This is a genomic window from Dictyoglomus sp. GBS, assembly GCF_055179815.1.
In genome coordinates this window covers 1334340-1360995 of record NZ_CM143687.1, presented here as the reverse complement: position 1 = coordinate 1360995, position 26656 = coordinate 1334340, and the positions used below count along the sequence as shown (strand labels likewise).

General features: G+C 31.9%; 26 protein-coding genes, 1 tRNA gene and 1 other annotated feature. All 27 genes read left to right on the top strand.

Annotated elements, in window-relative coordinates; translation table 11 throughout:
• Positions 1-39 precede the first annotated feature (39 nt).
• The 27 genes from alaS to ACY3IT_RS06660 all read left to right on the top strand — a co-directional run bounded on the left by alaS (position 40) and on the right by ACY3IT_RS06660 (position 26632).
• Complete coding sequence (gene alaS / locus ACY3IT_RS06790; RefSeq protein WP_463082202.1) at positions 40-2646, top strand: alanine--tRNA ligase; 2607 nt, start codon at positions 40-42, stop codon at positions 2644-2646.
• Positions 2643-3083, top strand: a complete 441-nt coding sequence (gene ruvX, locus ACY3IT_RS06785; RefSeq protein ID WP_463082201.1) for a Holliday junction resolvase RuvX — start codon at positions 2643-2645, stop codon at positions 3081-3083. Before alaS ends, ruvX begins: the two co-directional genes overlap by 4 nt.
• A gap of 13 nt (positions 3084-3096) precedes the next feature.
• A tRNA-Val gene (locus ACY3IT_RS06780) sits at positions 3097-3171 on the top strand.
• Between the two features lie 5 nt (positions 3172-3176).
• Positions 3177-3398: a binding site (T-box leader), on the top strand.
• A 64-nt stretch (positions 3399-3462) separates the two neighbouring features.
• Positions 3463-5373, top strand: a complete 1911-nt coding sequence (gene thrS / locus ACY3IT_RS06775; protein ID WP_463082200.1) for a threonine--tRNA ligase — start codon at positions 3463-3465, stop codon at positions 5371-5373.
• Between the two features lie 4 nt (positions 5374-5377).
• Entirely contained in the window at positions 5378-6148 is a 771-nt protein-coding gene (locus ACY3IT_RS06770) for a prepilin peptidase (protein ID WP_463082199.1), read from the top strand.
• Positions 6149-6625: a type II secretion system protein gene (locus ACY3IT_RS06765; RefSeq protein ID WP_463082198.1), complete on the top strand. Its 477-nt coding sequence runs from the start codon at positions 6149-6151 to the stop codon at positions 6623-6625.
• Positions 6603-6995: a type IV pilus modification PilV family protein gene (locus tag ACY3IT_RS06760; protein ID WP_463082197.1), complete on the top strand. Its 393-nt coding sequence runs from the start codon at positions 6603-6605 to the stop codon at positions 6993-6995. The genes ACY3IT_RS06765 and ACY3IT_RS06760 overlap by 23 nt, the downstream gene beginning before the upstream one ends.
• On the top strand, positions 6992-7546 hold the full coding sequence (locus ACY3IT_RS06755) for a PilW family protein (protein ID WP_463082196.1): 555 nt from the start codon (positions 6992-6994) through the stop codon (positions 7544-7546). Before ACY3IT_RS06760 ends, ACY3IT_RS06755 begins: the two co-directional genes overlap by 4 nt.
• Before the next feature lie 13 nt (positions 7547-7559).
• Complete coding sequence (locus tag ACY3IT_RS06750; protein WP_463082195.1) at positions 7560-8762, top strand: hypothetical protein; 1203 nt, start codon at positions 7560-7562, stop codon at positions 8760-8762.
• A 72-nt stretch (positions 8763-8834) separates the two neighbouring features.
• Positions 8835-9827, top strand: a complete 993-nt coding sequence (gene pilM, locus ACY3IT_RS06745; protein ID WP_463082194.1) for a type IV pilus biogenesis protein PilM — start codon at positions 8835-8837, stop codon at positions 9825-9827.
• A gap of 4 nt (positions 9828-9831) precedes the next feature.
• Positions 9832-10386 (top strand): PilN domain-containing protein, encoded by a 555-nt coding sequence (locus ACY3IT_RS06740; RefSeq protein WP_463082193.1) that lies wholly within the window; start codon positions 9832-9834, stop codon positions 10384-10386.
• Positions 10383-10955, top strand: coding sequence for a type IV pilus inner membrane component PilO (locus tag ACY3IT_RS06735; RefSeq protein ID WP_463082192.1), 573 nt, complete (start codon positions 10383-10385; stop codon positions 10953-10955). Before ACY3IT_RS06740 ends, ACY3IT_RS06735 begins: the two co-directional genes overlap by 4 nt.
• Positions 10956-10965: 10 nt before the next feature.
• Entirely contained in the window at positions 10966-11538 is a 573-nt protein-coding gene (locus ACY3IT_RS06730) for a hypothetical protein (RefSeq protein WP_463082191.1), read from the top strand.
• Between the two features lies 1 nt (position 11539).
• Entirely contained in the window at positions 11540-15841 is a 4302-nt protein-coding gene (locus ACY3IT_RS06725) for a secretin N-terminal domain-containing protein (protein WP_463082190.1), read from the top strand.
• A 24-nt stretch (positions 15842-15865) separates the two neighbouring features.
• Positions 15866-16939, top strand: coding sequence for a M24 family metallopeptidase (locus tag ACY3IT_RS06720; protein ID WP_463082189.1), 1074 nt, complete (start codon positions 15866-15868; stop codon positions 16937-16939).
• 22 nt (positions 16940-16961) lie between these two features.
• On the top strand, positions 16962-17519 hold the full coding sequence (gene efp, locus ACY3IT_RS06715) for an elongation factor P (RefSeq protein ID WP_463082188.1): 558 nt from the start codon (positions 16962-16964) through the stop codon (positions 17517-17519).
• Positions 17520-17556: 37 nt separating this feature from the next.
• Positions 17557-18000 carry an acetyl-CoA carboxylase biotin carboxyl carrier protein gene (gene accB / locus ACY3IT_RS06710; RefSeq protein WP_463082187.1) on the top strand — a complete coding sequence of 148 codons (444 nt, stop codon included), beginning with the start codon at positions 17557-17559 and terminating at the stop codon, positions 17998-18000.
• On the top strand, positions 17993-19336 hold the full coding sequence (accC, locus tag ACY3IT_RS06705) for an acetyl-CoA carboxylase biotin carboxylase subunit (protein ID WP_463082186.1): 1344 nt from the start codon (positions 17993-17995) through the stop codon (positions 19334-19336). Before accB ends, accC begins: the two co-directional genes overlap by 8 nt.
• 31 nt (positions 19337-19367) lie before the next feature.
• The gene (locus ACY3IT_RS06700) at positions 19368-19733 is read left to right on the top strand and encodes an Asp23/Gls24 family envelope stress response protein (protein WP_463082185.1); all 366 of its coding nucleotides are present in this window, start codon (positions 19368-19370) and stop codon (positions 19731-19733) included.
• Positions 19730-20263: an Asp23/Gls24 family envelope stress response protein gene (locus ACY3IT_RS06695; RefSeq protein ID WP_463082184.1), complete on the top strand. Its 534-nt coding sequence runs from the start codon at positions 19730-19732 to the stop codon at positions 20261-20263. Before ACY3IT_RS06700 ends, ACY3IT_RS06695 begins: the two co-directional genes overlap by 4 nt.
• Complete coding sequence (locus ACY3IT_RS06690) at positions 20264-20479, top strand: DUF2273 domain-containing protein (RefSeq protein WP_463082183.1); 216 nt, start codon at positions 20264-20266, stop codon at positions 20477-20479. It begins immediately after the preceding gene.
• Positions 20480-20481: 2 nt separating this feature from the next.
• The gene (nusB, locus tag ACY3IT_RS06685; protein WP_463082182.1) at positions 20482-20916 is read left to right on the top strand and encodes a transcription antitermination factor NusB; all 435 of its coding nucleotides are present in this window, start codon (positions 20482-20484) and stop codon (positions 20914-20916) included.
• Positions 20897-22759, top strand: coding sequence for a 1-deoxy-D-xylulose-5-phosphate synthase (gene dxs, locus ACY3IT_RS06680; RefSeq protein ID WP_463082181.1), 1863 nt, complete (start codon positions 20897-20899; stop codon positions 22757-22759). The genes nusB and dxs overlap by 20 nt, the downstream gene beginning before the upstream one ends.
• Complete coding sequence (locus tag ACY3IT_RS06675) at positions 22756-23580, top strand: TlyA family RNA methyltransferase (RefSeq protein ID WP_463082180.1); 825 nt, start codon at positions 22756-22758, stop codon at positions 23578-23580. Before dxs ends, ACY3IT_RS06675 begins: the two co-directional genes overlap by 4 nt.
• Entirely contained in the window at positions 23556-24347 is a 792-nt protein-coding gene (locus ACY3IT_RS06670; RefSeq protein WP_463082179.1) for an NAD(+)/NADH kinase, read from the top strand. The genes ACY3IT_RS06675 and ACY3IT_RS06670 overlap by 25 nt, the downstream gene beginning before the upstream one ends.
• A gap of 7 nt (positions 24348-24354) precedes the next feature.
• Positions 24355-26109, top strand: a complete 1755-nt coding sequence (recN, locus tag ACY3IT_RS06665) for a DNA repair protein RecN (RefSeq protein ID WP_463082178.1) — start codon at positions 24355-24357, stop codon at positions 26107-26109.
• Positions 26102-26632: an NUDIX hydrolase gene (locus tag ACY3IT_RS06660; protein WP_463082177.1), complete on the top strand. Its 531-nt coding sequence runs from the start codon at positions 26102-26104 to the stop codon at positions 26630-26632. Before recN ends, ACY3IT_RS06660 begins: the two co-directional genes overlap by 8 nt.
• Positions 26633-26656 lie beyond the last annotated feature (24 nt).

Sequence of the window (26656 nt, the reverse complement as noted above, 5' to 3'; positions counted from 1 at the left end):
ATTGTTTAAAAAAATTCTTTCATTAGAGGGGTTGTAGAAATGAGAATAAGCCAACAAATAAGAGAGAAATTTACACAATATTTCGTTAGAAATGGCCATTTACATTTACCCAGTGCATCTTTAGTTCCTGCAGATGATCCCACATTACTTTTTACCACTGCTGGGATGGTTCCTTTTAAACCATATTTTTTAGGGCAAGGTATACCCCCTAAAAGGCGTATTACCACAATTCAAAAATGTTTTCGAACTACAGACATAGAAAAGGTCGGCCTTACCCCAAGGCACTTAACTTTTTTAGAGATGCTTGGTAATTTTTCTTTTGGTGATTATTTTAAGAAGGAAGCGATTGGTTTTGCTTATGAATTCTTGACGAAAGAATTAGAGATTCCTTTATCAAGAATTTGGATTTCTGTATACGAGGAAGATGATGAGGCTTTTGAAATTTGGAATAAAATTATGGGAATTCCAAAAGAAAGAATAGTAAGATTAGGAAAAGTGGATAATTTCTGGGGTCCTCCAGGACCCACGGGACCTTGTGGTCCATGTTCTGAGATATATTATGATTTTGGTCCCAAATCTAAGGAGGAAGAAAATTGCAAGCCAGGTGATCCTTGCGATCGTTTTATGGAGATATGGAATTTAGTATTTATGGCTTACTATATGGATGAAGAGGGAAAACTTTCTCCTTTACCTCAGAAAAATATAGATACAGGAATGGGGCTTGAGAGAATAGTAACAGTTGTTGAGAATGTTAGTAATGTTTTTGAAACAGATCTTTTTCAACCAATTATTCAAAAGGTAAAAGAAATTATTAAGGATTCTGATTTGGTTACAGAAAGAATGGTTTCAGATCATATTAGAGCTATAACTTTTCTTATGAGTGATGGTGTGGTTCCTACTAATGAGGGAAGAGGCTATGTTTTGAGAAGGTTAATAAGAAGAGCATTAAGAAGAGCTTATAAGTTAGGAGTGAAAGAGCCTTTTCTTTACAAAATTGTGCCTACTGTTGTAGAAGTAATGGAAGATGCTTATCCTGAATTGGAAGAAAAATCTGACTATATTATGAAAGTACTTATCAAAGAAGAGGAGCAATTTATAAGAACCTTAGAGCAAGGTCTTAATCTTTTGGAGGATTATTTTAGAAAATCTACAAGTAAAGTTGTTAATAGTGAATTTGCTTTCAAACTTTATGATACTTATGGTTTTCCTATTGAATTGACGCAGGAAATTGCAGAAGAGGTAGGATTTAAAGTTGATATTGAAGGATTTAATAAAGAAATGGAGAAACAAAGAGAGAAAGCAAGATTATCTACTCAAGAAAAACTTGAAAGTACATTCATATCATTATCCGATGATGAGGTATATCAATTAAGGGAGATTCCTAACACTGAATTTGTAGGATATGATACTCTTTCTTCTGAAAGCAACGTTCTTTTTTTCTTAGGAAATAAACATAATAAAGAAATAAAAGAAGAGGAAGAAGTATACTTTGTATTAGATAAAACACCATTTTATCCAGAAAGTGGAGGTCAAGTTGCAGATACTGGCAAGGTATTTAATGATAATGTGGAGGTAATAGTTTCTGATGTAAGAAAACTTGGAGATAAATTTATTCTTCATAAAGGAAAAGTAGTTAAAGGAATCTTTAAGGAAGGGATGAAGGTTAAGGCAGAAGTAGATAAAGAAAGAAGATATCATACTATGAGACATCATACTGCCACCCATTTATTACATTCAGCTCTTAGGAAGATTTTAGGTAATCATATTATGCAATCTGGATCTTTAGTTTCTCCAGAATTTTTAAGATTTGATTTTACTCACCATTCTCCTATAATAGATGAGGAATTGAGACTTATTGAGAGAGAGATAAATAAAAATATTTTATCAAATTTTAAAGTTGATAAATTCTGGACTACATTAGATGAAGCAAGAAAAATGGGAGCAATAGCTTTATTTACTGAAAAGTATCAGAAGGATGTTAGGGTCATTAAAATTGAGGATGTTAGTATGGAGCTTTGTGGTGGTACTCATGTAGATTATACGGGAGAGATAGGAAGTTTTTACATTTTCAGAGAAGAAGGAATTGGGAGTGGAATAAGAAGGATATTTGCAGTATGTGGAATTAAAGCTTGGGAATATCAGAAAGAAAAGGAAAGTATTCTTAAAAAGTCTATGGATTTATTAGGTGCAAATAATATGGAAGAAATACCTTTAAGAATTGAAAGATTAATTTCAGAGTTAAAAGAAAAAGATAAAAAGATAGAAAATCTAGAGGAAGAAATAATTAAAAAAGAATCCTCTAATTTACTAAATAAAATTGAGATGATTAGGGATATAGCTATACTTTGTGAAATTGTTGACATGGATAATGAGGCTATAAAAAGATTGGGAGATTATTTAAAGAGTAAAAAAGAAAATCTTGTTATAGTTTTTCTAAAAGAGATTGATGGACGTTTTACAGGTACAGTTATGATAAGTCCTAAGTTAGTAGATAGAAATATTCTTGCTAAAGATATAGTAAGAGTAATAACAGAAGAGTTTAAAGGAAGAGGTGGAGGAAGGGATACATTAGCACAGTTTAATATTCCTAAAATAGATATCACAAGAATTAAGGAATATTTGAAGGATTATTTTAAAAACAAATGAGTAGATATCTTGGAATAGATTGGGGAGAAAAATATATAGGTTTTGCTATTTCTGATCCGTTAGGGGTTATAGCTCAAGGATTAGATGTTATAGAGTTTAAAAACGAAAAATCCTTTTTCGACTATCTCAAAGGTATACTTCAAAGATATGATATTGAAGGGATAGTGATTGGCTATCCGATAAGCTTAAGAGGACATGAGAATGAGAAAACAGAAAAAATAAAAGAATTATCTAAGAAAATAGAAGAAAAATTTAAAATCAAAACCTATTTAGTAGATGAAAGATTCACTACTATGGAGGTAGAGAGGGTTTTAATAGAGGCTAATGTTAAAAGAAAGGATAGAAAGATTATTAAGAATAAGCAGTCAGCAATAATTATACTACAAAAGTTTTTGTCATCCATACAACTTGACATCGAAGAACAAGAAAAGGTATAATTTTGCATTGTAAGGGCGCGTAGCTCAGTGGGAGAGCACTATCTTGACGCGGTAGGGGTCGGTGGTTCAATCCCACCCGCGCCCACCATAAGAGAAAAGGCGAAGAAGAGGAAAGTAATCTATTTCAGATATACAGAGAGGAAGACGAGAAGCTGGAAGTCTTCCATATCTGAAATAGATGAAAACCACCTTGGAGCTTCCTGTTGAAATTCCATTAATGGAAAAGTAAGCAGTGACGGGTGATTCCGTTAAAGATCAAGAGTGGATCTTTTTTAGATCCATTAAGGTGGAACCACGGGAGCTCTCGTCCTTTAATGGGACGAGAGCTTTTTTATTTGTAGAATAAATAGTGAAAAATTAAACGGGAGGTCGGAATATTATGAGTTGGAAAATGGTATATAAAAATAAAAGTTGGGAGAAAAAAGGCAGTTTGCTGGATGCATTAAGGGAAGAAGGTTTAGAAGATATAATATTAGGAGCAAGGATTAATGGTATTTTAACTGATCTGAAGATAATTCCTCCTTTTGGTAGTGTAGTGGAAATTGTGGATTGGGATGATGCTGAGGGGAAAAGTATTTATTGGCATACTTCTTCTCATATTTTGGCTCATGCAGTAAAAGAATTGTTTCCAGAGGTTAAATTAGGAATTGGACCTGCTATAGAAGATGGGTTTTATTATGATTTTTATAAAGACACTCCTTTTACTCAGGAGGATTTAGAAAAAATAGAAGAAAGAATGAAGGAGATAATAAAGAAGGATATACCTATAGAAAGAATAGAGTTAACAAGGGATGAAGCAAGAAAATTATTAGAAGAATTAGAAGAGAATTTTAAATTAGAGCTTCTTGAGGAAATACCAGAAGGAGAAAAAATATCTTTTTATAGACAAGGTAATTTTATAGATCTTTGTAAGGGTCCTCATTTACCTTCTACGGGAAAAGTAAAAGCTATAAAGTTATTAAGTACTTCTGGTGCTTATTGGAAAGGAAATGAAAATAATCCTATGTTGCAACGAATTTATGGTATATCTTTTCCTTCTGAGAAAGAATTAAATGATTACCTAAAAGAAAGGGAGGAAGCATTAAAGAGGGATCATAGAAAAGTAGGAAGAGAACTTGGGATATTTAATACCTTTGAAGAAGCTGGTCCAGGCTTAATTTTTTATCCACCAAAAGGAGCTTTATTAAGACTGATTATTGAAGAATTTGAAAGAAAAGAACATTTAAAAAGAGGTTACTTACCAGTTATTACTCCCCATTTAATGCAAGCTGATTTGTGGAAAATATCAGGTCATTGGGATAATTATAGAGAAAATATGTTTTTTTTACAAGTAGACGAAAAAGATTATGCTGTAAAACCTATGAATTGTCCAGGACATGTTCTTATATATAGGTCTACTGTAAGAAGTTATAGGGATTTACCTCTTAGATTTTTTGAAATGGGAACTGTTTATAGATATGAAAGATCAGGAGTATTATATGGACTTGAGAGAGCCAGAGGTTTTACTCAGGATGATGCACATATTTTCTGTACAGAAGAACAATTGGAAGAAGAGATTAAAAGAGTATTAGATTTTGTATTTTTTATGTTAAAAAGTTTTGGCTTAAATGAATATGAAATTACTCTTTCTACGAGACCCGAAAAATATATTGGATCTGATGAAATATGGGAAAAAGCAACAATAGCTCTTAAAAATGCTTTAGAGAGTGTAGGGGTTAGTTATCAAGTTGCTGAAGGTGAAGGTGCTTTTTATGGTCCTAAGATTGATTTAAAGTTAAGGGGGTTACTTGGAAAAAGATGGCAAGGTCCTACAATTCAAGTGGATTTTAATTTGCCAGAAAGATTTGATTTAACCTATGATGCTTCTGATGGAACAAAGAAAAGACCTGTTATGATACATAGAGCAATATTAGGTTCCTATGAAAGATTTATAGGTATTCTTATAGAACAATATGGTGGAAGATTTCCTTTATGGCTTGCACCTGTTCAAATTGCTATTCTTCCTATATCAGAAAAGCATGAAGATTATGCCTTAGAGATTGCTAAGATTTTAAAAGAAAATGACTTTAGGGTAGAAGTTGATTTAGATCAAGCCAAGTTGAATTATAAGCTTAGAAAGGCTATAAATAATAAAATACCCTATATCTTTATAGTAGGGGATAAGGAAAAGGCAGAAAGGAAGGTAAGTGTAAGGACCCATAATCAAGATTTAGGGGTTTTTGAACTTAATGTCATTATTAACAAGCTTTCAGACGAGATAAATACCAAAAAAAGCCTTATAGGAGGATAAATAAATGTTATTTAAGATTCTTTTTACTATCTGGTTTTTTTTGCTGGGGAGTGCTGTCGGTAGTTTCTTAAATGTTTTGATATATAGACTTCCTCGAAAAGAATCTATTTTATTTCCTTCTTCTCGTTGTCCTTCTTGTAATCATAAATTAGCACCGAAGGACCTTGTACCTATTTTCAGTTATATATTTCTTAAAGGGAAATGTAGATACTGTAGAGCAAAGATTTCTATAAGATATCCCTTGGTTGAGACCCTTACTGCAATATTTTTTGCCCTATCTTTTTGGGTATATGGATGGTCTTTTCACTGTTTTAAAATATTAATACTTTTCTCATTCCTTTTGCCAATCTTTTTTATAGATATCGAACATATGTTGATTCCTGACGTTTTATCTTTTGCTGGTTTAGGAATAGGTTTTTTTCTCTCTTTATTAGAAGGTAAGATTTACCAAAGCATTTTAGGAAGCATTGTTTTTGGGGGAATATTACTTTTAATATATTTAGGTGCTCTTTTAATATTAAAAGAAGAAGGCATGGGACAGGGAGATATAAAGTTGGGATTTTTTTTGGGAAGTTTTCTTGGATTAAAACTATCCTTATTAGCTTTATTTTTGAGTTACATTTTAGGAGGTGTTATATCCGTCTTTATTTTGCTATTTAAAAATAAAGACTTAAAAACTGCTATACCTTTTGGTCCTTTTCTAATCTCGGGATCATTCATATCTTTATTTTGGGGAGAGTCTATAATAAGTCTTTATATTTCTTTTTTTTATTAAATGACAAATTTAAACGGATATACACTGATAGAACTTTTAATAACTGTTATTATTATTGGAATTTTATCCTATATTTCTTTCCATGTTACAATTGCAAGCTTAGATAGAGCTAATCTGAATAGTTGTGCTATATTAATATTAAAAGAGCTTGTAGAACTTAGAGATAGTGCATATTCTTGTGATGAGGGTACTCCAAACATTTTATTTTTCTTTCCTTCTATAGACAAGATTGTTTTAAAATGTTATGATAAAAAAAGTAATTTTTATAAAATTACGAAAATAATTGATCTGAGAGAAGAAAATATAGATCTTGTTTCTTCAGTTTTTGGAGTAAATGAGTATGTTTACTTTAATAGGCTGGGAATTCCTTCTTCAGGGGGAACTGTTGTAATAAGGTATAAAAATATGAGAAAATATGTAGTAGTAACTCCTGCTACAGGGAGGATATATATAAGTGATAAAATGCCAGAAGATTAGTAAATATAGTGGTTTTAGTGTATTAGAGGCATTGATAGCTGGAGCGGTACTTTTAATAGCAATCGTAGGAATTTTACAAATGTATTTTGTAACTTTTTATAATGCTCCGAAGGTAGAGAACCTTATTAATGCTAACTATATCCTTTCAAAAGAGGCAGAGTTAATTTTTTCAAAAAGTTATACTATTTTAGATAGCTATATAACTTCTAATTATCCTAAGGTTGTAAAGGATAAAAACATGGTATATACTATTACATGTACAATAGATAATACTCTTACATGGGGAAGATTCATAAGATTAGAAGCATCTTGGATTGAAGGTAAAGAAAATAAAGAATTTAGAATTGAATTTTTTAGGGCTAAATTATGAAAAAGGGCTTTACTTTAATTGAACTTTTAATTGGTGTTTCCATATCCCTTATAATAGTTGCTCTTGTGGTGAGTTTCTTAACCACAGGTTCCTTAGGATATCAGTTTATAAATAAAAAGATACAATATCAAAGAAATGCAAGATTAGTGGCAGAGAGACTTATTAGGGAAGTTAAAAAAGCATCTATTATTGATAGTACTTCAGATGGTGGTAATTTAATATTTAGTTATACTTATTATGACTTTAGTACTAATCCTATTTCGTCTACATTATCTACTATAAGATATTATATAGATAATAATGGTATTCTCAGAAGACAAGTAAAACAGGGGAACTTATGGGTAGGTAATAATCCCCTAACAGAAAGTGATTTCAAGGTTATACCTCCTATATTTTTTTATTATGATGATTCTGGGAATATTGTTTCTCCAAGGAATGCTCAAATTGTTCAAGTGGTACTTAAATTTGACGGAAATAAAGATAATGTTGTTGATTATACCTTGACTTTTTCAATATTTCTCCCTATAAAAAACACTTATTACTTAAAATAGGGGGAAGAAAAAAATGTTTTCTAATAATAAAGAAAAGGGACAATTAGTGATATTAATGAGTATCGTTATCTTTATATTTGTATTGGGGTTAATTATTGTTCAACTTATACCCTCAGAAAATGTTATTACAAGAAGGACTCTTGAGAGTAATCAAGCCTTTTATTTAGCTCAATCAGGTCTTCAACAGGCTTTTTATATAATAAATTCTAACCCAGATTTAGCATTTTTGACCCTTACTTTAAGAAGAATAGACAACAGTAGTAATCTATTATCCTATACAATGACTTATACTAACGGAGATTTATTTAAATTTAGCTATAATATAGGTTCTATATCTGTTGGTGAATATAATGTTACTGTTTCATATACCTTTTCAAAATTAAATTCAGGAGGAGTTTTAATCGATTATCCCATATATAAGATAAGATGTGAAGGCTATGTACCATCCATAGATAATTATAGGGTTATTAGGAAACTTGAAGTATATGGGAATAATACTGAAATAACTCTTGATCCATTTAAATTTGCAGTCTTTGCAGGAACTTCTGTTAATTTTTCTGGAAAAGCTGCAGTTATTGAAGGAGAGAGATTGCCTGATGGGACTTTTGATACTGCAATATATTCTAATGGTCCTGTAGATTTAAGTAATCCTCCACTTATAAATGGTTCTTATTCTCCTGTATTAGGAATAGACGTTATTGCAAATGATAATTCCCTTTCTATGCCAACCTTAAATGAGGATTATCTTAAAGGGGTAGCTATGTCACAAGGTCTTTACAGATCTGGGGGAATAGTAGATTTAAAGAATTTAGTTGATTATGCAAAGAGTAATCCTAATTGGTACAATTCTGCCACTAATACTTGGTTGACATGGACGTTGGTGATATATATAGATGGTAATGCTAGGATGGCTGGGAATGTTGAGTTTCAAGGGATGGTTATTGTAAAAGGAGATGTAAAGATTACAGGTACTGGGAATAAAATAAGGGGGATATTATATGCAGCAAAAGTTGACTCTGTTACAGATGATCTTTCTATATTTGGAGATCCTATTATAGAAGGTACCAGTATAGGTGAGGCTGTAAGAATTGGAGGTAATAGTACTATAAAACACAATAGAAGTTATATCGAAAATATCATGCAATCTCATGGCATAACAAATGTAGTAAAAGCTACAAAGACAAAATTAAAGATTCTTTCATGGAATGAATTTTAAAAGAGTTGTCTATTTATATCTTTTGTATTAAAATAAAATCTTATTCAGGGAGAGGTTGAAAGGAAGGGAAAGATGGGGATTTTTAATTTATTTTCTTCAGAAGAGCCTATTTTGAGTATTGAATTAGGAAATCCTGTAAGATTAGTATATGGGGGGAGGAGAAAAGATAAGAAGATTGTAATTAAAAATGCAGTTTCTTTTCTTTTTTCACCTGACATTTTTCAAGGGGGTCAATCCTTAGATATTTCCAAAATAGTAGAAACTCTCAAAAAGGACTTAAAAGTATTGAAAGTAAAGAACCCAAAAACATATATAGCTATACCATCTTTAAATGTGGTGGTAAGATTTTTTAATTTTACTTATATGCCAGAAGAAGAACTTAGAGAGGCCATAAAATGGGAGCTTGATAGGTATATTCCATTTTCTGAGGAAGATATAGTGTACGATTTAGAGATTATTGATGTAATAGAGAGGGAAGGAAGTAAAGAATGTAAAGTAATGCTGGTTGCAGTACCAAAAGAAGTCATAAATCCATATTTGGAGATAGTAAAATCCTTAGGGCTAAATTTAGAGGTAGTAGATATAAGTATTTTTTCGGCTGTAAGATCAGTAGTATTTAATAGAAAAGAGCTTCCTAAGGGTAATACCTTGTTCTTGTATACTCACGATAATATTGCAGAATTTGTTGTGCTAAAGGATAATCAACCCATATTTTTTAGAAGCACTATTATGGAAGAATGGAATCCACATGAAGAAGGAGTAGATGAGCTTACAAAGTCTTTTATTTTGGAAGATTTTGTAAGAAAAATTCAAGAATCTATTAATTTTTTCTTTCTACAGTTTCCAGAGGAACATATAGATCAAGCTATAGTTATGGGAAGCAATGCTAAAAATAAAGATTTTGTGGATCTTTTAGAGGCTCTCTTAAATGTACCATCAGAAGTAGCCCCATTGACTCTTAGCTCTGACGTAATAGTAAATGCAAAAAAGCAAGATAAATCATTTTTAGAAGATCTTTCTTCTTGGGTAGTACCTATAGGACTATTTTTCTGGGGAAGGATGTAGGAATATGTTTAAGATTAACCTTTTACCGAAGGAAGCTAAGAAAAAAGAGGCAATAAGAATTCCCTTTTTAGGTATTCTTATTACTGTGATTGGGATATTACTTCTATTTGGAGAGATTGTTCTTTATTTTAATCTTTCATCTGAAGTTAATAATTTAAGAAACGAAAATACTTCTCTTGAAGCCCAAATAAATGATCTTAAAATAAGAATAAAAGAATTACAAAAATTGCAAGACATAAAAAAACAATATGAAGAAAAGATAAATTTATTAAATGAGATTTCTTCTAAAGAGATATCTTGGGTTGATATTTTTGAGACTATAAATGGAATTACTCCTAAAAATCTTTGGATTAAAAGTTTTAGCTTAGATTCTTCAGATAATGTAAATATCGAGGGATTTGCTGTAAGCTACAAAGATATAGCAATTTTTTTAGATCAATTAGAAAAAACCAATCTTATGGATAAAATTACCTTGGGTTTTGCTCAGAAGGTTGGACAGCCTCCAGTTATTGCTATTAATTTTAGGATAGCTGCTCAGTATAAGAGGGGTGAAAGATGAAACCAAATATAAATATATGGATAATTATAGGTATTTTTTTATTTGTTATTGTTGTTGGATTTTACTTTCTTGTATATAAATCTTTAGAGAATGAAAAAAACACATTAGTGGAAAGCATTGATAATAATCGTCAGATGCTTCTTAAGTATCAGCTGAATTACAAAAAGAGCTTAGAAGAGTGGGAGAAATTTAAAGAATCTTTGCAGAAATTTGCTGAATTACAACAGAAGTTACCTACAAAGGAAGATCTTCCTCATCTTTTAGCTTTTGTAGAGACTATATGTAAAGAATCAAAGCTTTCTGTAAATAGTTTTAAGCCAATTCAAGTACAAGAACAACCTCAGCCTACCTCACAAGAGGGGAAAAAAGAGGCTCCAAAACCTCTTTATGAAGAAAGAAATTATAGTGTGGACTTACAAGGTGGTTATGGTGGATTTCTCTTATTTTTAGCTAAGCTAAAGACAGCACCTCGTATTATTCTTTTAAAGGATTTAAAAATTGATCCTGTAGATACAACTGCTAAAGAACTAAAATTTTCCTTCATATTGTCTACATTTATAATTAAATAGGTGGGGAAATATGGATATTAAAAGTATATTTAATGATCCAAAACAAAGATTAATAGTCCTTATAAGTCTTTTTATTATTGTAGGTGCGATTGGAGGATACTATATTGTGGCAAATTATGTATTAACTCCCCAAGAGGAACCTGTTATAACAACACCTAAGGCAAAAACTACAACAGGTACTTATACTTTTGCTGAAATATTAGAAACTCTTACTGAACAAATAGGAGTAGTCTTTACTTATTCAAATGTTGCTTTAGGAAGAAGTAATCCTTTTTTACCTGTTATTGACTTAAATCCAAAACCACAGCCTAAGATATCGTCTTTACCTCAAGCAACTACGAGAATTTCTATAGTACCACAGTCTTCTTCTGTTACTAAAACTTGGTATAGCAATTTTAAGCTTACAGGAATAATAAGAAGTTGGGATAAAAGTTATGCGATTATAGAAGAAGGTGATAGGGGCTATATCATAAGAGAAGGAGAATTGTTTAGGGGGGATATATACCTGGAAAAGATCTTGGAAAATTCGGTAATTTTAAGGAAAGGAAAAGAAACAACTACTATTAAACTGGGAGGTGAATAGTTTGTCTCACATAAGAAAATTAATTTCTTTGATTCTGTTTATAAACTTTTTGTTAATTGGGGGGATATTTGCTCAAAATAGTTTAAAAAGTTTAGTGGGAATTCAAGTAGAAGATGGTAGTGGTGGTACCATAAATATAAATATTTATTTTTCAACTACTTCGGTACCAAAATATGATATTAAACAATCTGCCTCAAAAATTGTGGTAACTTTTTATGATACTCAGATAAAAACTGTATCAAAAAATGTTGAAATAAATAAAGGATTTTTGACTAATTTAGAACTCTCTCAAAATAAAAATAATACTATACTTGTAATAAATTTTATAGGATCCTTACCTAAGTATTCAGTTACTTCTACTTCTGGAATTTTAAAAATTACACTAAGTCCTTCAGGTGCTTATTCCAAAGAAGAAACTTCATCTATTAAACAGATTTCTTCAATAGAAAATACTCTTTTGAATATAAAGATTGATAAGAATTATAAGCCCAATCTTATAGTGTTAGAGTTTTCTAATAAAGCCCCAGATTTTAAAAGCTCGCTCCTTAAAAATCCTTTAAGATTTGTTATTGATTTAAATGATACGATAAACAAACTTGGCTCTAAGGTTATATCTGTAAATTCCAGTCCTATTATTTCAATTAGAACTTCTCAATTTAGTACTAAACCGTTTGTTACAAGGATAGTAATTGACTTGAAGACTTCTTTTCCTGCAATATCTGCAAAATCAGCTGATAATAAAATATATATAGGGACAGAAGATGTTTTAGCCAAAGTTGTTCCAACAACCACAAAGATTGTGAGTCAGAAGACTATAGAAGCACCAGAAAAGGAAGAGACTCCAAAGATAACTGAGATAAAAACTAGAGAAGTACAAGAAGAACAAAAAGTAGAAACCAAATTGGAACATCCTAAGCCTGTAGAGGTAAAAGATAAATTCCAGCAAAAGATTTCAGTTTCTTTTGATAGGGCTGAAATAAGAGATGTTTTAAAGGCAATGGGGCAGTTGGCGGGACTTAATATAATAACGGATATTGGTGTCCAAGGAAGAATAAGTGTCTATTTAAAAGATATTCCATTTAGAGATGCTTTTTACGCCTTACTTGCATCATCGGATCTTGGATATGTGGAACAAGGAGAAGTAATTATTGTAGCGAACCTTGATAAGCTTCAAAAAATTGAAAGTAGAGATTTAGTTACAAAGGTATATCAACTTAGATATTTTGAAAGCCAAAAGGCTAAGGAAATTCTATCCAAAACATCTAAAACTGCAATTTTTGATTCTGATGATACGAGAAATTGGCTAATAGTTTCAGCTCCATCAACAGAATTTCCGAAGATAGAGAATGCCATCAAAATTTTAGATATACCATCTGAAAAAGTTGCCGAGACAAAGGGAGTAGGTAAGGTTCAAGTTGAAAGGTTTGAAGATACATATCTTGTTTCTCTTAATGCGAAGGGAGAAGATATTAAAGATATTCTTCAAGAAATAGCACAAAAAACGGGTAGGAATATAATATTTTCAAAAGATATTTCTGGAGGTTTATATCTTACCTTAAACAAAGTTTCCTTAGATAGAGCTATAGATCTTATTATTAGAAGTTTAGGATACACATATGAGATAAGAGAAGGAGGTTTTATAATAGTAAGTGTACCTAAGGGTGAAGCTCCTTCAATACCTATTTTAGAGATAAAAGAACTTGTTAAGATAGATAAAATTAGTGATGTTTATTATGTTACCGCAGATCTTAGAAAATCTGATATAAGAGATATACTCCAAGAGATAGCAAAGAAAACAGAGTTTAATTTTGTAATAGATCCAAAGATTTCAGGAAGTGTAGATCTATTTGTAAATAAAGTACCACTGGATGAAGTTCTTACTATTTTACAAAGGCTTGCCAATTTTGATATGGAAAAAGTAGGGAAGACCTATTATGTTAAACCTAAGGAAATACAAACAGCCCCTACAGTGGTTCAGCCTATATTAACTAAATTATATGTTCTTAAATATATTGATTTACAAGATATTTTGAGAGTAGGAGGGGCATTAGTAAAGAACATAAGCTTAAGTTATGATAGTAAGACGAGGTTATTAATAGCCCAAGGTAAGGAAGAGGACTTGAAGGTACTTGATGATCTAATAAGCAGGATAGATGTGGAGAGGAAAGGGGAAGAGGTAGTAGTAGCGAAGGAGTTATTAAGTGTAGAGAAAGAAGAAGGGAAGATATATGTAAGCTGTGATTTGAAGAAGGCAGATATAAGGGAAGTATTAAGGGAGCTTGGTAAGAAAGCAGATATTAACTTTGTGATAGATCCAAAGGTAGTAGGAGAAGTAGATCTCTATCTAAACAGGGTAGAGTTATCAGAGGTATTGAACATACTCCAGAAGGCAGCGAAGATAAGCATAACGAGGGATGATAAAGTGACCTATGTGAAGATGCAAGAGGAGAAGGTAGCGGTACCAGTAGAGACAGCGAAGACGAAGATATATGTATTGAAATATATAGACATATCAGACATAGAGAGAGTAGGAGGGGCATTAGTAAAGAACATAAGCTTAAGTTATGATAGTAAGACGAGGTTATTAATAGCCCAAGGTAAGGAAGAGGACTTGAAGGTACTTGATGATCTAATAAGCAGGATAGATGTGGAGAGGAAAGGGGAAGAGGTAGTAGTAGCGAAGGAGTTATTAAGTGTAGAGAAAGAAGAAGGGAAGATATATGTAAGCTGTGATTTGAAGAAGGCAGATATAAGGGAAGTATTAAGGGAGCTTGGTAAGAAAGCAGATATTAACTTTGTGATAGATCCAAAGGTAGTAGGAGAAGTAGATCTCTATCTAAACAGGGTAGAGTTATCAGAGGTATTGAACATACTCCAGAAGGCAGCGAAGATAAGCATAACGAGGGATGATAAAGTGACCTATGTGAAGATGCAAGAGGAGAAGGTAGCGGTACCAGTAGAGACAGCGAAGACGAAGATATATGTATTGAAATATATAGACATATCAGACATAGAGAGAGTAGGAGGGGCATTAGTAAAGAACATAAGCTTAAGTTATGATAGTAAGACGAGGTTATTAATAGCCCAAGGTAAGGAAGAGGACTTGAAGGTACTTGATGATCTAATAAGCAGGATAGATGTGGAGAGGAAAGGGGAAGAGGTAGTAGTAGCGAAGGAGTTATTAAGTGTAGAGAAAGAAGAAGGGAAGATATATGTAAGCTGTGATTTGAAGAAGGCAGATATAAGGGAAGTATTGAGGGAGCTTGGTAAGAAAGCAGATATTAACTTTGTGATAGATCCAAAGGTAGTAGGAGAAGTAGATCTCTATCTAAACAGGGTAGAGTTACAAGATACTATTGATATATTGAGTAGAATAGGAAATATAACCTTTGAAAAAGTGGGTGTTGTGACATATGTTAGACCTTATGTGCCACCAGTTATAACAGCTAAAGAGGGAGTACAAACTATTACAAAAGAGTATAAGCTAAAATATATATCCTTAGATACATTAAAATCTGTAGTTTCAGGTCTTGCTAAAGATGTATCCTTCTATTATGATCAAACCTCAGGATTTTTGTTGGTTCAAGGTCCTGTAGACCAAGTTACAGCTGTGGAAAATATGATAGCAAAACTTGATAAGCCAACCCCACAAGTAAAAGTAGATGTTCAAATAGTAGAGGTATCAAGAGAAAATGTAAAGGATATAGGTATAGCGTGGGGTACACAAAATATAGGTACAGGTATTAAAATAGAAGCTAATGTTGGTTGGCAAGATCTGAAGTTAAGTATTATAAATCCTGAAAGTGTGCTTGCTACTATAAAGGCCTTAGAGACCCAAAATAAAGCTAAAATACTTGCTCAACCAAGTATGACAACTATAAGTGGTAAAGCTACAAGAATTATGATAGGTGATAGGGTACCATTGGTATCTTATGATGCTCAAGGTAATAGATCAATTACATATATAGATGTGGGAATAATACTTGATGTAACACCTACTATAAATCCTGATGGTACTATTACTGCAAATATTAAGCCTCAGGTTAGCACAATAAGTGGTTATGCAGGAAAGGATGGAGATGTACCTATAATATCGACCAGAGAAGCTCAAACCATAGTTAACTTGAAGAATGGTGAAACTCTTGCCTTAGGTGGTTTGTTAAGACAAGAAGAAATTGAAAGTATGTCTAAGGTACCACTCTTAGGAGATATCCCAATTCTTGGAGAACTCTTTAAAGCAAGGAAGACTCAAAATGTTCAGAAGGAGCTTATTATACTTATAACTCCTAAGACAATAGAATAAGATAAAAATGAGGATAAATATTTTATGAATACAAGACTTAGAGAAATACAAAATAAACTAAATAAAGAAAAAATAGATGGGATTGTTATTAGTAGTATAGTGAATATTAGATACCTTACAGGATTTACGGGCTCAACAGCTGAACTTGTGCTTCTGAAGGAGGGGGGTTACATATTAGTTGATTCAAGGTATTGGGAACAAGTACACCAGGAAGTTGATATGGTGGAGCCTGTTCTTATTAATGGTGATGTGAATTTATTCTCCTTCTTAAAGGATCTTTCAAAAAAAGAAGATTTTAAGAGAATAGCTTTTGAGGGACAATCATTCAATTATTTTAAGTATAAAAAATTGATTGAAAGTTTATTGAATATTGAGTTGATTCCAGTAGAAAATTGGGTAGAGGAGATGAGAATGGTTAAGGATGATAATGAAATAGAGAAAATAAAAACAGCTTTAAAAATTGCAGAAGAGGCTTTTGAAGAAGTATTAGAAATTATAAAGCCAGGTATATCTGAAAGAGATTTAGCAATAGAATTAGAGTATCAAATGGCAAAAAAAGGTAGTGAGAAAATAGCTTTTGATACAATTGTGGCATCAGGACCAAGAGCTGCACTTCCTCATGGAAAGGCGAGCAATAAAAAGATATATGGAAATGAGTTTATTGTATTTGATTTTGGGGCTGTTTATAAGGGATATCATTCGGATATTACAAGAACCGTGTATATCGGAAACCCAACTGAAGAAGAACTATTAATATACAATATTGTTCTTGAAGCACAGAAAAGGGCAGAAGAAGTAATAGAAGAAGGTATAGAAAGTAGTTTTGTAGATAAAGTTTCTCGTGATATAATTCAAGAAAATGGTTATGGAAATTATTTTGGTCATGGCCTTGGGCATGGTATAGGACTTGAAATACATGAATTACCAAGGTTATCCCCAAAAGGAAATTGGGTTCTAAAGAAAAATATGGTAGTTACTGTTGAACCTGGTATTTATATTCCTGGAAGGTTTGGGGTAAGAATTGAAGATATGGTAGTTGTTGAAGAGGAAAAGGCAACTATATTAAATAGTTTTACTAACGAACTTATAATAATATAGGGAAAGGGAGGTAATAAAAAAGATGATTTCAGTAAATGATTTTTATCCTGGTCTTACTATTGAATTAGATGGAGAAATATATATAGTACTTGAATACCAACATGTACATATGGCTCAGGGTCAGGCAACAGTCAAAGTAAAATTAAAGAACTTGAAAACAGGAAATGTATTGAGAAAAACATTTAAATCAGATGAATATGTTCCTCAAGCTTTTATTAATAAAAGAGAAGCAGAATTTCTTTACAAACAAGGAGATGAGTATTATTTTATTGATCATGAAACCTATGAACAACATATGCTCACTGAGGAGCAATTAGGAGATGCAATTAAATACTTAAAAGAAGGAACTATCGTTAGTGTGCTTTTTTATGAAGGAAATCCTATTGGTATAGAGCTTCCTACTACAGTTGTTTTAGAGGTTATAGAAACTGATCCAGGTCTTAGAGGAGATACAGTTTCGGGTGGATCAAAACCTGCAAAATTAGAAACGGGATTAGTAATACAGGTCCCTTTATTTATACAAATTGGAGATAAAGTTGTAGTGGATACTCGTTATGCAAAATATGTTGAAAGAGCATAGATTTTAATAATGAGTTTTAATAAAAAGGAGTATTACTATGAAAGAATGGTCTTTAGAAGAGTTAAAAGAGTTAATATGTCTATTTAACAAGAGTAATCTTTCAGAATTGATAATAGAAAATGGAGAAAATAAATTGATTTTAAGAAGAGGTGATCATGTTGTTTCTATTTCATCACCTCAGGTAGAATCTCAAGTTGAAAAATTACAAGCCATAAAAGAGGTTGCTGAGGAAGGTGTATATATTACTGCTCCTTTGGTTGGAGTTTTTTATCGTTCCCCCGCTCCAGGCGCCCCTCCTTTTGTTGAAGAAGGTGATTTGGTAGAGCCAGGACAAACAGTATGTATAATTGAAGCCATGAAATTAATGAATGAGATAAAGAGTCATGTAAGAGGAAGAGTTAAAAAAATATTAGTTGAAAATGGTCAGGCAGTGGAATTTGGACAAAAACTTTTTCTAATAGATACAGAGAGCAATGTTTAAGAAAGTTCTTATTGCAAATAGAGGCGAAATTGCTGTTAGAGTTATAAGGGCTTGTAAAGAATTAGGCATTAAAACAGTAGCTGTATATTCTGAAGCAGATAAAGAATCTCTTCATGTATATATGGCAGATGAGGCAATCTGTATAGGCCCACCTCCTGCCTCACAAAGCTACTTAAATATTCCAAACATTATTAGTGCCGCTTTAATATCAAATGCTGATGCTATCCATCCAGGATATGGTTTTTTAGCAGAATCATCAAGATTTGCTGAAATTTGTCAAGACCACGGTATAGTGTTTATAGGTCCTAAAAAGGAAGTTATTGAAAGTTTAGGGGACAAGGCCAGAGCCAAAAAAATAATGAAAGAAGCAGGTGTTCCTTTGTTACCTGGGTCTGAAGGACTTGTTGAGGATGAAAAACAAGCAGTAAAAATTGCTAAAGAGATAGGTTTTCCTGTTCTTATAAAGGCTACTGCTGGTGGTGGCGGTAAAGGAATGAGGATTTCATACAGTCCTGAGGAATTGGTAAAAAATATAAGACTTGCTAAATTGGAAGCTGAGAAAAATTTTGGAAATCCTGGCGTGTACATTGAAAAGTTTATAGAAGAACCAAGACATGTGGAGATACAGATAATGGGAGATGCTTATGGTAATATTGTTTCTCTTGGTGAAAGAGATTGTACTATTCAAAGAAGATATCAAAAATTAATTGAGGAATCTCCTTCCCCAGTAGTAGATAGAAGATTGAGAGAGGCTATGAGTAGAGCTGCAATTCGAGGGGCGTATAAGGTTGGGTATGTGGGTCCTGGAACCTTTGAATTTCTTTTGGACAAAGATGGGAGATTTTATTTTATGGAAGTAAATACGAGAATTCAGGTAGAACATACTGTAACAGAAATGGTAACTGGTATTGATCTTGTAAAATGGCAAATACTAATTGCAGCTGGAGAGAAATTAGATTTTAAAGAAGTAACATTAAGAGGACATGCTATAGAGTGTAGAATTAATGCTGAGGATCCTGATAATAATTTTGCTCCATCTGCTGGAAAAATAGATAAATATATACCTCCAGGAGGCCCTTTTGTAAGAATTGATACTCATCTTTATGAAGGTTATGAAATGGTACCTTTTTATGATTCTTTACTGGCAAAGATTATAACTTGGGGAAAAGATAGAAATGAGGCTATAATAAGGATGAAAAGGGCTTTGGAGGAATTTGTTTTGAGAGGAATTAAAACGACAATCCCTCTTCATTTAAAAGTACTAAATAACAGTTCATTTATAAAAGGAGACTATTCTACTAACTTTTTATCAAGAAGGGTGTTAGTAGAGGATTAATTTTTGATAAAATAGAGAGTGGTGATAAGCTATGAAAGAAGAACTTTCATATGGAACGGTAAATATATCAAAAGGGGTTATCTCTGTAATAGCGGGTATTGCTGCTCAAGAGGTAGAAGGTGTCGCTCAAGTAGGAGAGCCTTCTTCTTCATTTATGAAACTTGTATCGGGTATACCTCTTGGAAGGGGCATAAAAATTGATCTATATGAAAAAGATGTATACATAATGATACCTATTTATGTAAAACAAAATGTTTTTTTTCCTGAAGTTGCAAGAGAAGTTCAATCCCATGTTAAGGAAGTGATAGAAAGTATGACAGGATTAAATGTAAGGGAAGTGAATGTTATTATAAAAGGAGTATTGATAGGTAAAAAAGATAAGGAGGAGAAGAAATGAAACTTAATAGATATGAAATTATTATTTACTCTATAATTTTGTTAATTTTCTCTTTTATTGATCTTATTTTAATCCTTGGACTTTTTAAATGGGAATTAGCATTAAGTATAATAAATTGGGCTAAGGGACCTGGTTTTTTGTTTTCTGCTATTTTGTTTATAATTCTTTTTGTTCTTGCTTTTTCATCAAGTTTTGCTTTAATTATAAATAGAGAGAAAACTTCTGTTGTTATAGGAAATAGAACAGGTTTAGGTGATGTAATGATTTCTGTTAATGGTATTAAAAGTTCTATCAGAGAGATAGCTGGATATTTTTCAGAAATTCAAGATATAAGACCTGAGATTGAAATTATAAAAGATAAAATATATATTACTTTGAGGATAAAAATTCCTGCTAGTGCAGATATAACAAGAATTGTTAATGAGATGCAACAAAGATTAAAAGTTTATTTTGAAAGTGTTTTACCTTTGAACTTAGAAAAAATAAACGTAATAATTGATGATGTGGTTCCTTCAAAAAGGGGTAAGTAGATGAATCTTGAAAGGATAAAAAATTATAAATATAGATTTATTTTCTCATTAGTATTTTTAATATTAGGAATCCTTATTCTTACTATTGGTTTTTGGAGAACCTTATTTCTAATCATTATGTTACTTTTAGGGTATTTAATTGGTAATATAATTGATAAGAATCTATTGTTTCTTTTTATAGAAAAAATTAAAGAGATATTTATGATAGGAAGGTAAAAATGAGCAAAGAAAGAACAAGATGTAGAGAAAAGGTTTTGATGTATTTATTCCAGCAAGAATTGGGTCAAAATGTTGAAGTAGATTTTGATGATTTTTCACTACAAGCTCAAGCTTTTGCTCACAAACTCTATGAAAGTACTCTTTATTTTAGAAATGTTGCTGATGCTATTATAAGTAAATTTAGTAAGAATTGGAGATTAGATAGAATAGGAGGCTTGGAGAGAAACATTTTAAGAATGGCAATAGCTGAAATGTTTGCTTTTGAAGATATTCCACCTGGTGTTACTGTTAATGAAGCTGTTGAGTTGGCTAAAAAATATGTCAGTCCAGAAGCTGGTAGATTTGTTAATGGTATTTTAAGGAATATAGTTAGGAATTGGGATGAGATTTTAAAAATTAGAGAGGAATATTTAAATGTTGTTAGAGAGAATTAATTCTCCGAATGATTTAAAATCTCTATCTGTAGAAGAGCTAAGGAATTTAGCTGAAGAAATTAGGAGAGTAATTATTAATACAGTAGAGAATAATGGTGGTCATTTAGCATCTAATTTAGGAACTGTTGAATTAACTTTAGCTCTTCATTATGTTTTTGATACACCAAAGGATAAGATAATTTGGGATGTAGGGCATCAGGCATATACTCATAAATTAGTAACTGGAAGAGCCAAAGATTTTCATACATTGAGACAATATGGTGGAATCAGTGGATATATTGCTCCTTGGGAAAGTGAATATGACCATTTTGCTGTAGGACATGCTGGTACATCCTTATCTGCTGCCTTAGGATTCGCTAAAGCAAGGGATATTAAAGGGAAAAAATATAAAGTTGTAGCAGTGATAGGTGATGGTGCCTTGACTTCTGGAATGGCATGGGAGGCATTGAACCAAATTGGCTTCTTAAATACAGATCTTATTGTTATATTAAATGATAATGAACATTCTATTTCACCGAATGTAGGAGCTTTGGCAGTTTATTTGGCTAAATTAAGGAAACATCCTCTTTATAGATTTTTTAAGCAGACAACCCAGAATTTTTTGAAGAATTTACCTTTAGGAAAGACCTTATTATCCTTGGATCTAAAATTGGAGAGAAGTTTAAAGAGTCTCCTTTTGGAAAATCCCATATTTGAAGATTTAGGTTTTAAGTATTTTGGCCCCTTTGATGGACATGATATACCCCTTTTAATTTCTGTATTTAAGGGTATAAAAGATAATCTATCTTGTCCAGTTTTGATACATGTCACAACAAAAAAAGGAATTGGCCATAAAGATGCAGAAGCTGTACCTTCCAAGTTCCATAGTGTGGGATCAAGGAAAGAACGCGAAAAAAAGGTACCTACCTACACAGAGATTTTTGGTAAGACATTGGTAGAATTAGGGGAAAAATATGAAAAGATTGTAGCCATTACAGCTGCAATGCCAGATGGTACTGGACTTTCCTATTTTGCAGAAAGATTTCCAGAAAGATTTTTTGATGTTGGAATAGCAGAACAGCATGCAGTGACCTTTGCAGCAGGACTTGCTATGAATGGATTAAAACCTGTAGTTGCTATATATTCTACTTTTCTCCAGAGATCCTTTGACCAGATCATTCACGATGTTTGTTTACAGAAGCTTCCTGTAGTATTTGTATTAGATAGGGCTGGCCTTGTTAGTGATGATGGACCTACTCATCAAGGAATTTTTGATCTCTCTTATTTGAGGCTTATCCCCAATATAGTTGTTTCTTCTCCAAAGGATGAATCTGAACTTAGAGATTTATTATATACAGCAGTTAATTATCCTGGTCCATTTGCAATAAGATATCCCAAAGGAAAAGGATACGGAGTAAAACTTCCTTCTAATCCTAGTAAGATTGAGATAGGTAAAGCTGAGATATTAGAAGAAGGTGAGGATGTTCTTTTTTTGGCTATAGGTTCCATGGTCTATACTGCTTTGGAAGCCCATAATATTTTGAAGGAGAAGGGAATATATGCTAAAGTAGTCAATTTAAGATTTTTAAAACCTTTAGATATTCCATTGCTTGAAGAATTATTCTCTAAGTTTAAATATATCTTTACATTAGAGGAAAACATTGTAACAGGAGGACTTTTTGGTGCAATTTCTGAATTTGTTTCTAAGTTTCATTTTAACGTAAATGTATATCCCATAGCACTTCCAGAAAAATTCATAGAGCATGGAAATGTGGAAATCTTAAAAGAAATATACGGTTTAAAAGAATATCATGTGGTAAAAGAAGTAATAAGGGTTCTTGATAAAACAAGGGTGGAAGGTTGAAAGAAAAAACTCCTAAGGAAAGACTCGATACTCTATTAGTTAAGAAAGGATTTTTTGAAAGTAGAGAAAAAGCTAAGTCTGCTATTATTGCTGGACTGGTTAAAGTAGACGGCAAGGTAGCAGATAAACCTGATATAAAATTTTCACCTTTTGTTTCCATTGAAATTCAACAATCTCTTCCCTATGTTAGTAAGGGTGGATTTAAGCTAAAAAAGGCTTTAAATGAATTTAAGATAAATGTTACAGGATTTATAGCTATTGATGTAGGTGCAAGTACTGGTGGGTTTACTGACTGTTTATTACAAGAAGGTGTAAAGAAAATTTATGCTGTTGATGTGGGAAAGGGCGTTTTACACGAAAAATTAAGAAAGGATACAAGAGTAGTAGTAATGGAAGGGATAAATGCGAGATATTTAAAAGAAGGTGATATTCCCGATAAGGTTGATATTATAACTATAGATATATCCTTTATATCAATATTAAAGATTTTTCCTGTTATAAAATCTTTTTTAAAAGAAGAAGGAATGGTTATTTCATTGATAAAACCTCAATTTGAAGCATCACCAAAGGATGTTAATAAGGGGGGTATAGTAAAGAATATTGACGTCCATTTAAAAGTAATAGAAAATATTAAAAATAATTTAAAAGATCTTGGATTTTATTTAAAAAATATTACGTATTTTTATAGCAAGGAAGGAAAAGGAAATATAGAATATCCAACATTGTTTGTTTTGCAAGAAAAGGATGAGTTGTCTATGGATAAGATAAAAGAGATAGTAAGGGAGGCTTTTACAAATTGGAAATTACTTTCCAAAAAATAGGTATATTTTACAACCCTAAAAAAAGAGATGCGAAAAAGGGAATAGAAATAATAAAAGAGTGGGCAATAAAGAAGAATTATAAGGTTTTAATAGATGATACTGATGTGGATTTGGGAATAGCAATTGGTGGGGATGGTACTGTTTTGTATGCCTTACAGAGGTTGGCATCTAAGGGTATACCTATAGCAGGAATAAATACGGGTAGACTTGGATTCTTAACTACTGTTGAGTTTAAAGATATAGGTAAATTTTTATTTTCTTTAGATGAAAAGAAGTATTTCATAGAACAGCATCCTGTAATCAAATTAAAAATTGATGATAATATTTATTATGCCTTTAATGAGGTTGTATTTTTGAAATCTGAGAATACTCCATTGATATCTTTAAATCTATTAATAAATGGGGCTTTGTTAAATACACAACCTGCAGATGGAGTAATTATTGCTACCTCTGCTGGTTCTACAGCTTATGCTTTATCTGCTGGTGGTCCTATAATTTTTCCTGATCTTGAAGCTTTTGAATTTTTGCCCATATGTGCCCATTCTCTTATATCTAAACCTGTTGTTTTTCCAATTAATTCGGAAATTCAGATCAGTTTTTCAAAAAGGTCATTACAAGTGCAAGTTTGGGTTGATGGTAAAAAAGTAGATCTTGTTGGAAATAGACAAAAAGTTATTATAACTAAAGCGGAATTTTATGGAAAACTTATTTTCCTTCCAGGTTGGGATTTTATTAATAGATTAAAAAAGAAATTACATTGGAGGTAGATAAGAAATGCTTTTTGCTCTTAGAGTTAAGGATTTTGCAATAATAGATGAGCTAACTCTGGATTTTCATGATGGTTTAAACGTAATCACTGGAGAAACAGGTGCTGGTAAATCTCTGCTTGTGGATGCTTTAGCCTTTTTGCTTGGAGAAAGAGCATCAACAGACATTATTAGAACAGGAAGTAATAGAAGTTTAGTAGAAGCTATGTTTGCTATGAATGAAGAAGCAGAAAGACTATTGGATGAATGGGAGATTCCAAAAGAGAAGGATGGAACATTACTTGTATCAAGAGAATTAAATAAAAATGGAAGAAGTAAATGTAGGGTAAATGGTGAACTTGTTACAGTAGGAATGTTAGAGCGTTTACTCTCGAATATTCTTGAAATACATGGACAACACGAACATCAGAAAATTCTTCATAAGGATTTTCAGTTGGAAGTATTCGATCTCTTAGGTGGAGATTCATTGATAAAACAAAAAGGAAAGGTTAAAGAATTGTTTTCTAGATTAAAAGGTCTTTATTCCGAAAGGGAAGAAATTTATGCAAAGGAAAAAGAGAGACAGCAAAGAATAGATCTTTTATCTTTTCAGATAGAAGAAATTGAAAAGGCAAATTTGAGAATAGGAGAAGAGGGGGAACTATTAGAGCAACGGCAAAAGCTACAAAATTTTGAAAAAATAAGATATGGTATTGAGGATGCTATAAAATATCTGTATGAAAATAACGAAGGATATTCTGCTTTTGAATTAATTGGAGAAGGATTAAATAGTATAAAAGCTCTTTCTTCTATAGATGAAAATATTTCTGGAATATTAGAACTATTGGAAAATGCTAAATTATATCTTAGTGAAGCAGTTGATAATTTAATGAGATATAAAGATAATTTAGAGATAGATCCTAATGATCTTGAATATATAGAAGAAAGACTTTATAGAATCTCTCAATTAAAAAGGAAATATGGTAAAAATATTGAGGAAATCTTAGATTATAAAGAAAAAGCTAAAGAAGAACTTAACACTTTATCTAATATGGAAGCCCATTTAGAGAACATAGAAAAGGAGATAAAGGAATTAGAGGAAAAGCTATTATACGAAAGTGAAGTTCTTTCTCAAATGAGGAAAGAGATTGTTGATAATTTTGTAAGAAAGGTAGAAAATGAGTTAAAGGATTTAGGAATGGAACATGCAAGATTTTCGGTTGATTTTCAAGAACCAACAGGAGGATTTATATTTATTAATGGGGTAAAAGTGGGAGAAAAAGGAAGAGAAGTTGTAGAGTTTATGCTTTCTCCAAATCCTGGAGAGGCTTTTAAACCCTTGAGACATATAGCATCTGGAGGAGAACTCTCAAGAATAATGCTTGCCTTAAAAACTATACTTAACGAAGTGGATAATACACCTGTTTTGGTATTTGATGAAATAGACACAGGTATTGGAGGGGAAACGGCTTATCTACTTGCTCAAAAATTATGGAATATATCTAAGAAGAGACAAGTTTTCTGTGTGACACATTTACCTCAGATAGCAGCGTGGGCTGATTATCATTTCCATGTGGAGAAGAAGATTATAAATGATCAAACAAGAATAAGGGTTTCTATGTTAGAGGATAAAATCAGAGTGATGGAAATATCAAGAATGTTAGGAGGTAGTATAGTTTCTGAAGTAAGTCAACAGCATGCTAAAGAGCTTTTAGTAAAAGCGTCAGAACTTAAAAATAGAGAAAAATTGAGAGAAATAGGAGGTGGGATGAAAGTTGAATGAGAAAGTAATAAATGAAAGGGAAATTTATAAAGGAAGAATAATTACAGTAAAAGAGTACGATGTAGTACTTGAAAATGGAAAATTAGCTAAGAGGGAAGTAGTACATCATCCGGGTGCAGTAGCTATATTACCAATAGCAAGGGATGGATCTGTATTTTTTGTAGAGCAATATCGACTTCCAGCTAAAAAAGTCTTATTAGAAATTCCAGCCGGAAAACTTGATTTTGGAGAAGAACCAATAAATTGTGCTAAAAGAGAACTGGAAGAAGAAATAGGGTATATTCCAAAAAATTTAAAGTTAATTCATGTTTTTTACCCATCACCTGGAATAAGTGATGAGGTGTTATATCTATATGAAGCTACAGATCTTGAGAAGACAAATACAAATCCTGATGATGATGAGTTTTTAAAAATAATTTCTTTAACAGCAGATGAGATAATAAAAGCTTTAGAAAGTGGTAAGTTTGAGGATTCTAAAACCTTAATTGCTATTTATTATTTCTTAAGATCAAAGAAGATATAAGACAACAAGGAGGCTTAAGAGAGA

Bases quoted from the DNA above. Each gene is read 5' to 3' on its own strand.
- ACY3IT_RS06750 (WP_463082195.1), top strand. From the start codon at position 7,560: ATGTTTTCTAATAATAAAGAAAAGGGACAATTAGTGATATTAATGAGT.
- ACY3IT_RS06700 (WP_463082185.1), top strand. From the start codon at position 19,368: ATGAAAGAAGAACTTTCATATGGAACGGTAAATATATCAAAAGGGGTT.
- accB (WP_463082187.1), top strand. From the start codon at position 17,557: ATGAAAGAATGGTCTTTAGAAGAGTTAAAAGAGTTAATATGTCTATTT.
- efp (WP_463082188.1), top strand. From the start codon at position 16,962: ATGATTTCAGTAAATGATTTTTATCCTGGTCTTACTATTGAATTAGAT.
- nusB (WP_463082182.1), top strand. From the start codon at position 20,482: ATGAGCAAAGAAAGAACAAGATGTAGAGAAAAGGTTTTGATGTATTTA.
- ACY3IT_RS06770 (WP_463082199.1), top strand. From the start codon at position 5,378: ATGTTATTTAAGATTCTTTTTACTATCTGGTTTTTTTTGCTGGGGAGT.
- ACY3IT_RS06720 (WP_463082189.1), top strand. From the start codon at position 15,866: ATGAATACAAGACTTAGAGAAATACAAAATAAACTAAATAAAGAAAAA.
- ACY3IT_RS06755 (WP_463082196.1), top strand. From the start codon at position 6,992: ATGAAAAAGGGCTTTACTTTAATTGAACTTTTAATTGGTGTTTCCATA.
- ACY3IT_RS06735 (WP_463082192.1), top strand. From the start codon at position 10,383: ATGAAACCAAATATAAATATATGGATAATTATAGGTATTTTTTTATTT.
- accC (WP_463082186.1), top strand. From the start codon at position 17,993: ATGTTTAAGAAAGTTCTTATTGCAAATAGAGGCGAAATTGCTGTTAGA.
- ACY3IT_RS06695 (WP_463082184.1), top strand. From the start codon at position 19,730: ATGAAACTTAATAGATATGAAATTATTATTTACTCTATAATTTTGTTA.
- alaS (WP_463082202.1), top strand. From the start codon at position 40: ATGAGAATAAGCCAACAAATAAGAGAGAAATTTACACAATATTTCGTT.
- thrS (WP_463082200.1), top strand. From the start codon at position 3,463: ATGAGTTGGAAAATGGTATATAAAAATAAAAGTTGGGAGAAAAAAGGC.
- ACY3IT_RS06740 (WP_463082193.1), top strand. From the start codon at position 9,832: ATGTTTAAGATTAACCTTTTACCGAAGGAAGCTAAGAAAAAAGAGGCA.
- pilM (WP_463082194.1), top strand. From the start codon at position 8,835: ATGGGGATTTTTAATTTATTTTCTTCAGAAGAGCCTATTTTGAGTATT.
- ACY3IT_RS06765 (WP_463082198.1), top strand. From the start codon at position 6,149: ATGACAAATTTAAACGGATATACACTGATAGAACTTTTAATAACTGTT.
- ruvX (WP_463082201.1), top strand. From the start codon at position 2,643: ATGAGTAGATATCTTGGAATAGATTGGGGAGAAAAATATATAGGTTTT.
- ACY3IT_RS06690 (WP_463082183.1), top strand. From the start codon at position 20,264: ATGAATCTTGAAAGGATAAAAAATTATAAATATAGATTTATTTTCTCA.
- recN (WP_463082178.1), top strand. From the start codon at position 24,355: ATGCTTTTTGCTCTTAGAGTTAAGGATTTTGCAATAATAGATGAGCTA.
- ACY3IT_RS06730 (WP_463082191.1), top strand. From the start codon at position 10,966: ATGGATATTAAAAGTATATTTAATGATCCAAAACAAAGATTAATAGTC.
- dxs (WP_463082181.1), top strand. From the start codon at position 20,897: ATGTTGTTAGAGAGAATTAATTCTCCGAATGATTTAAAATCTCTATCT.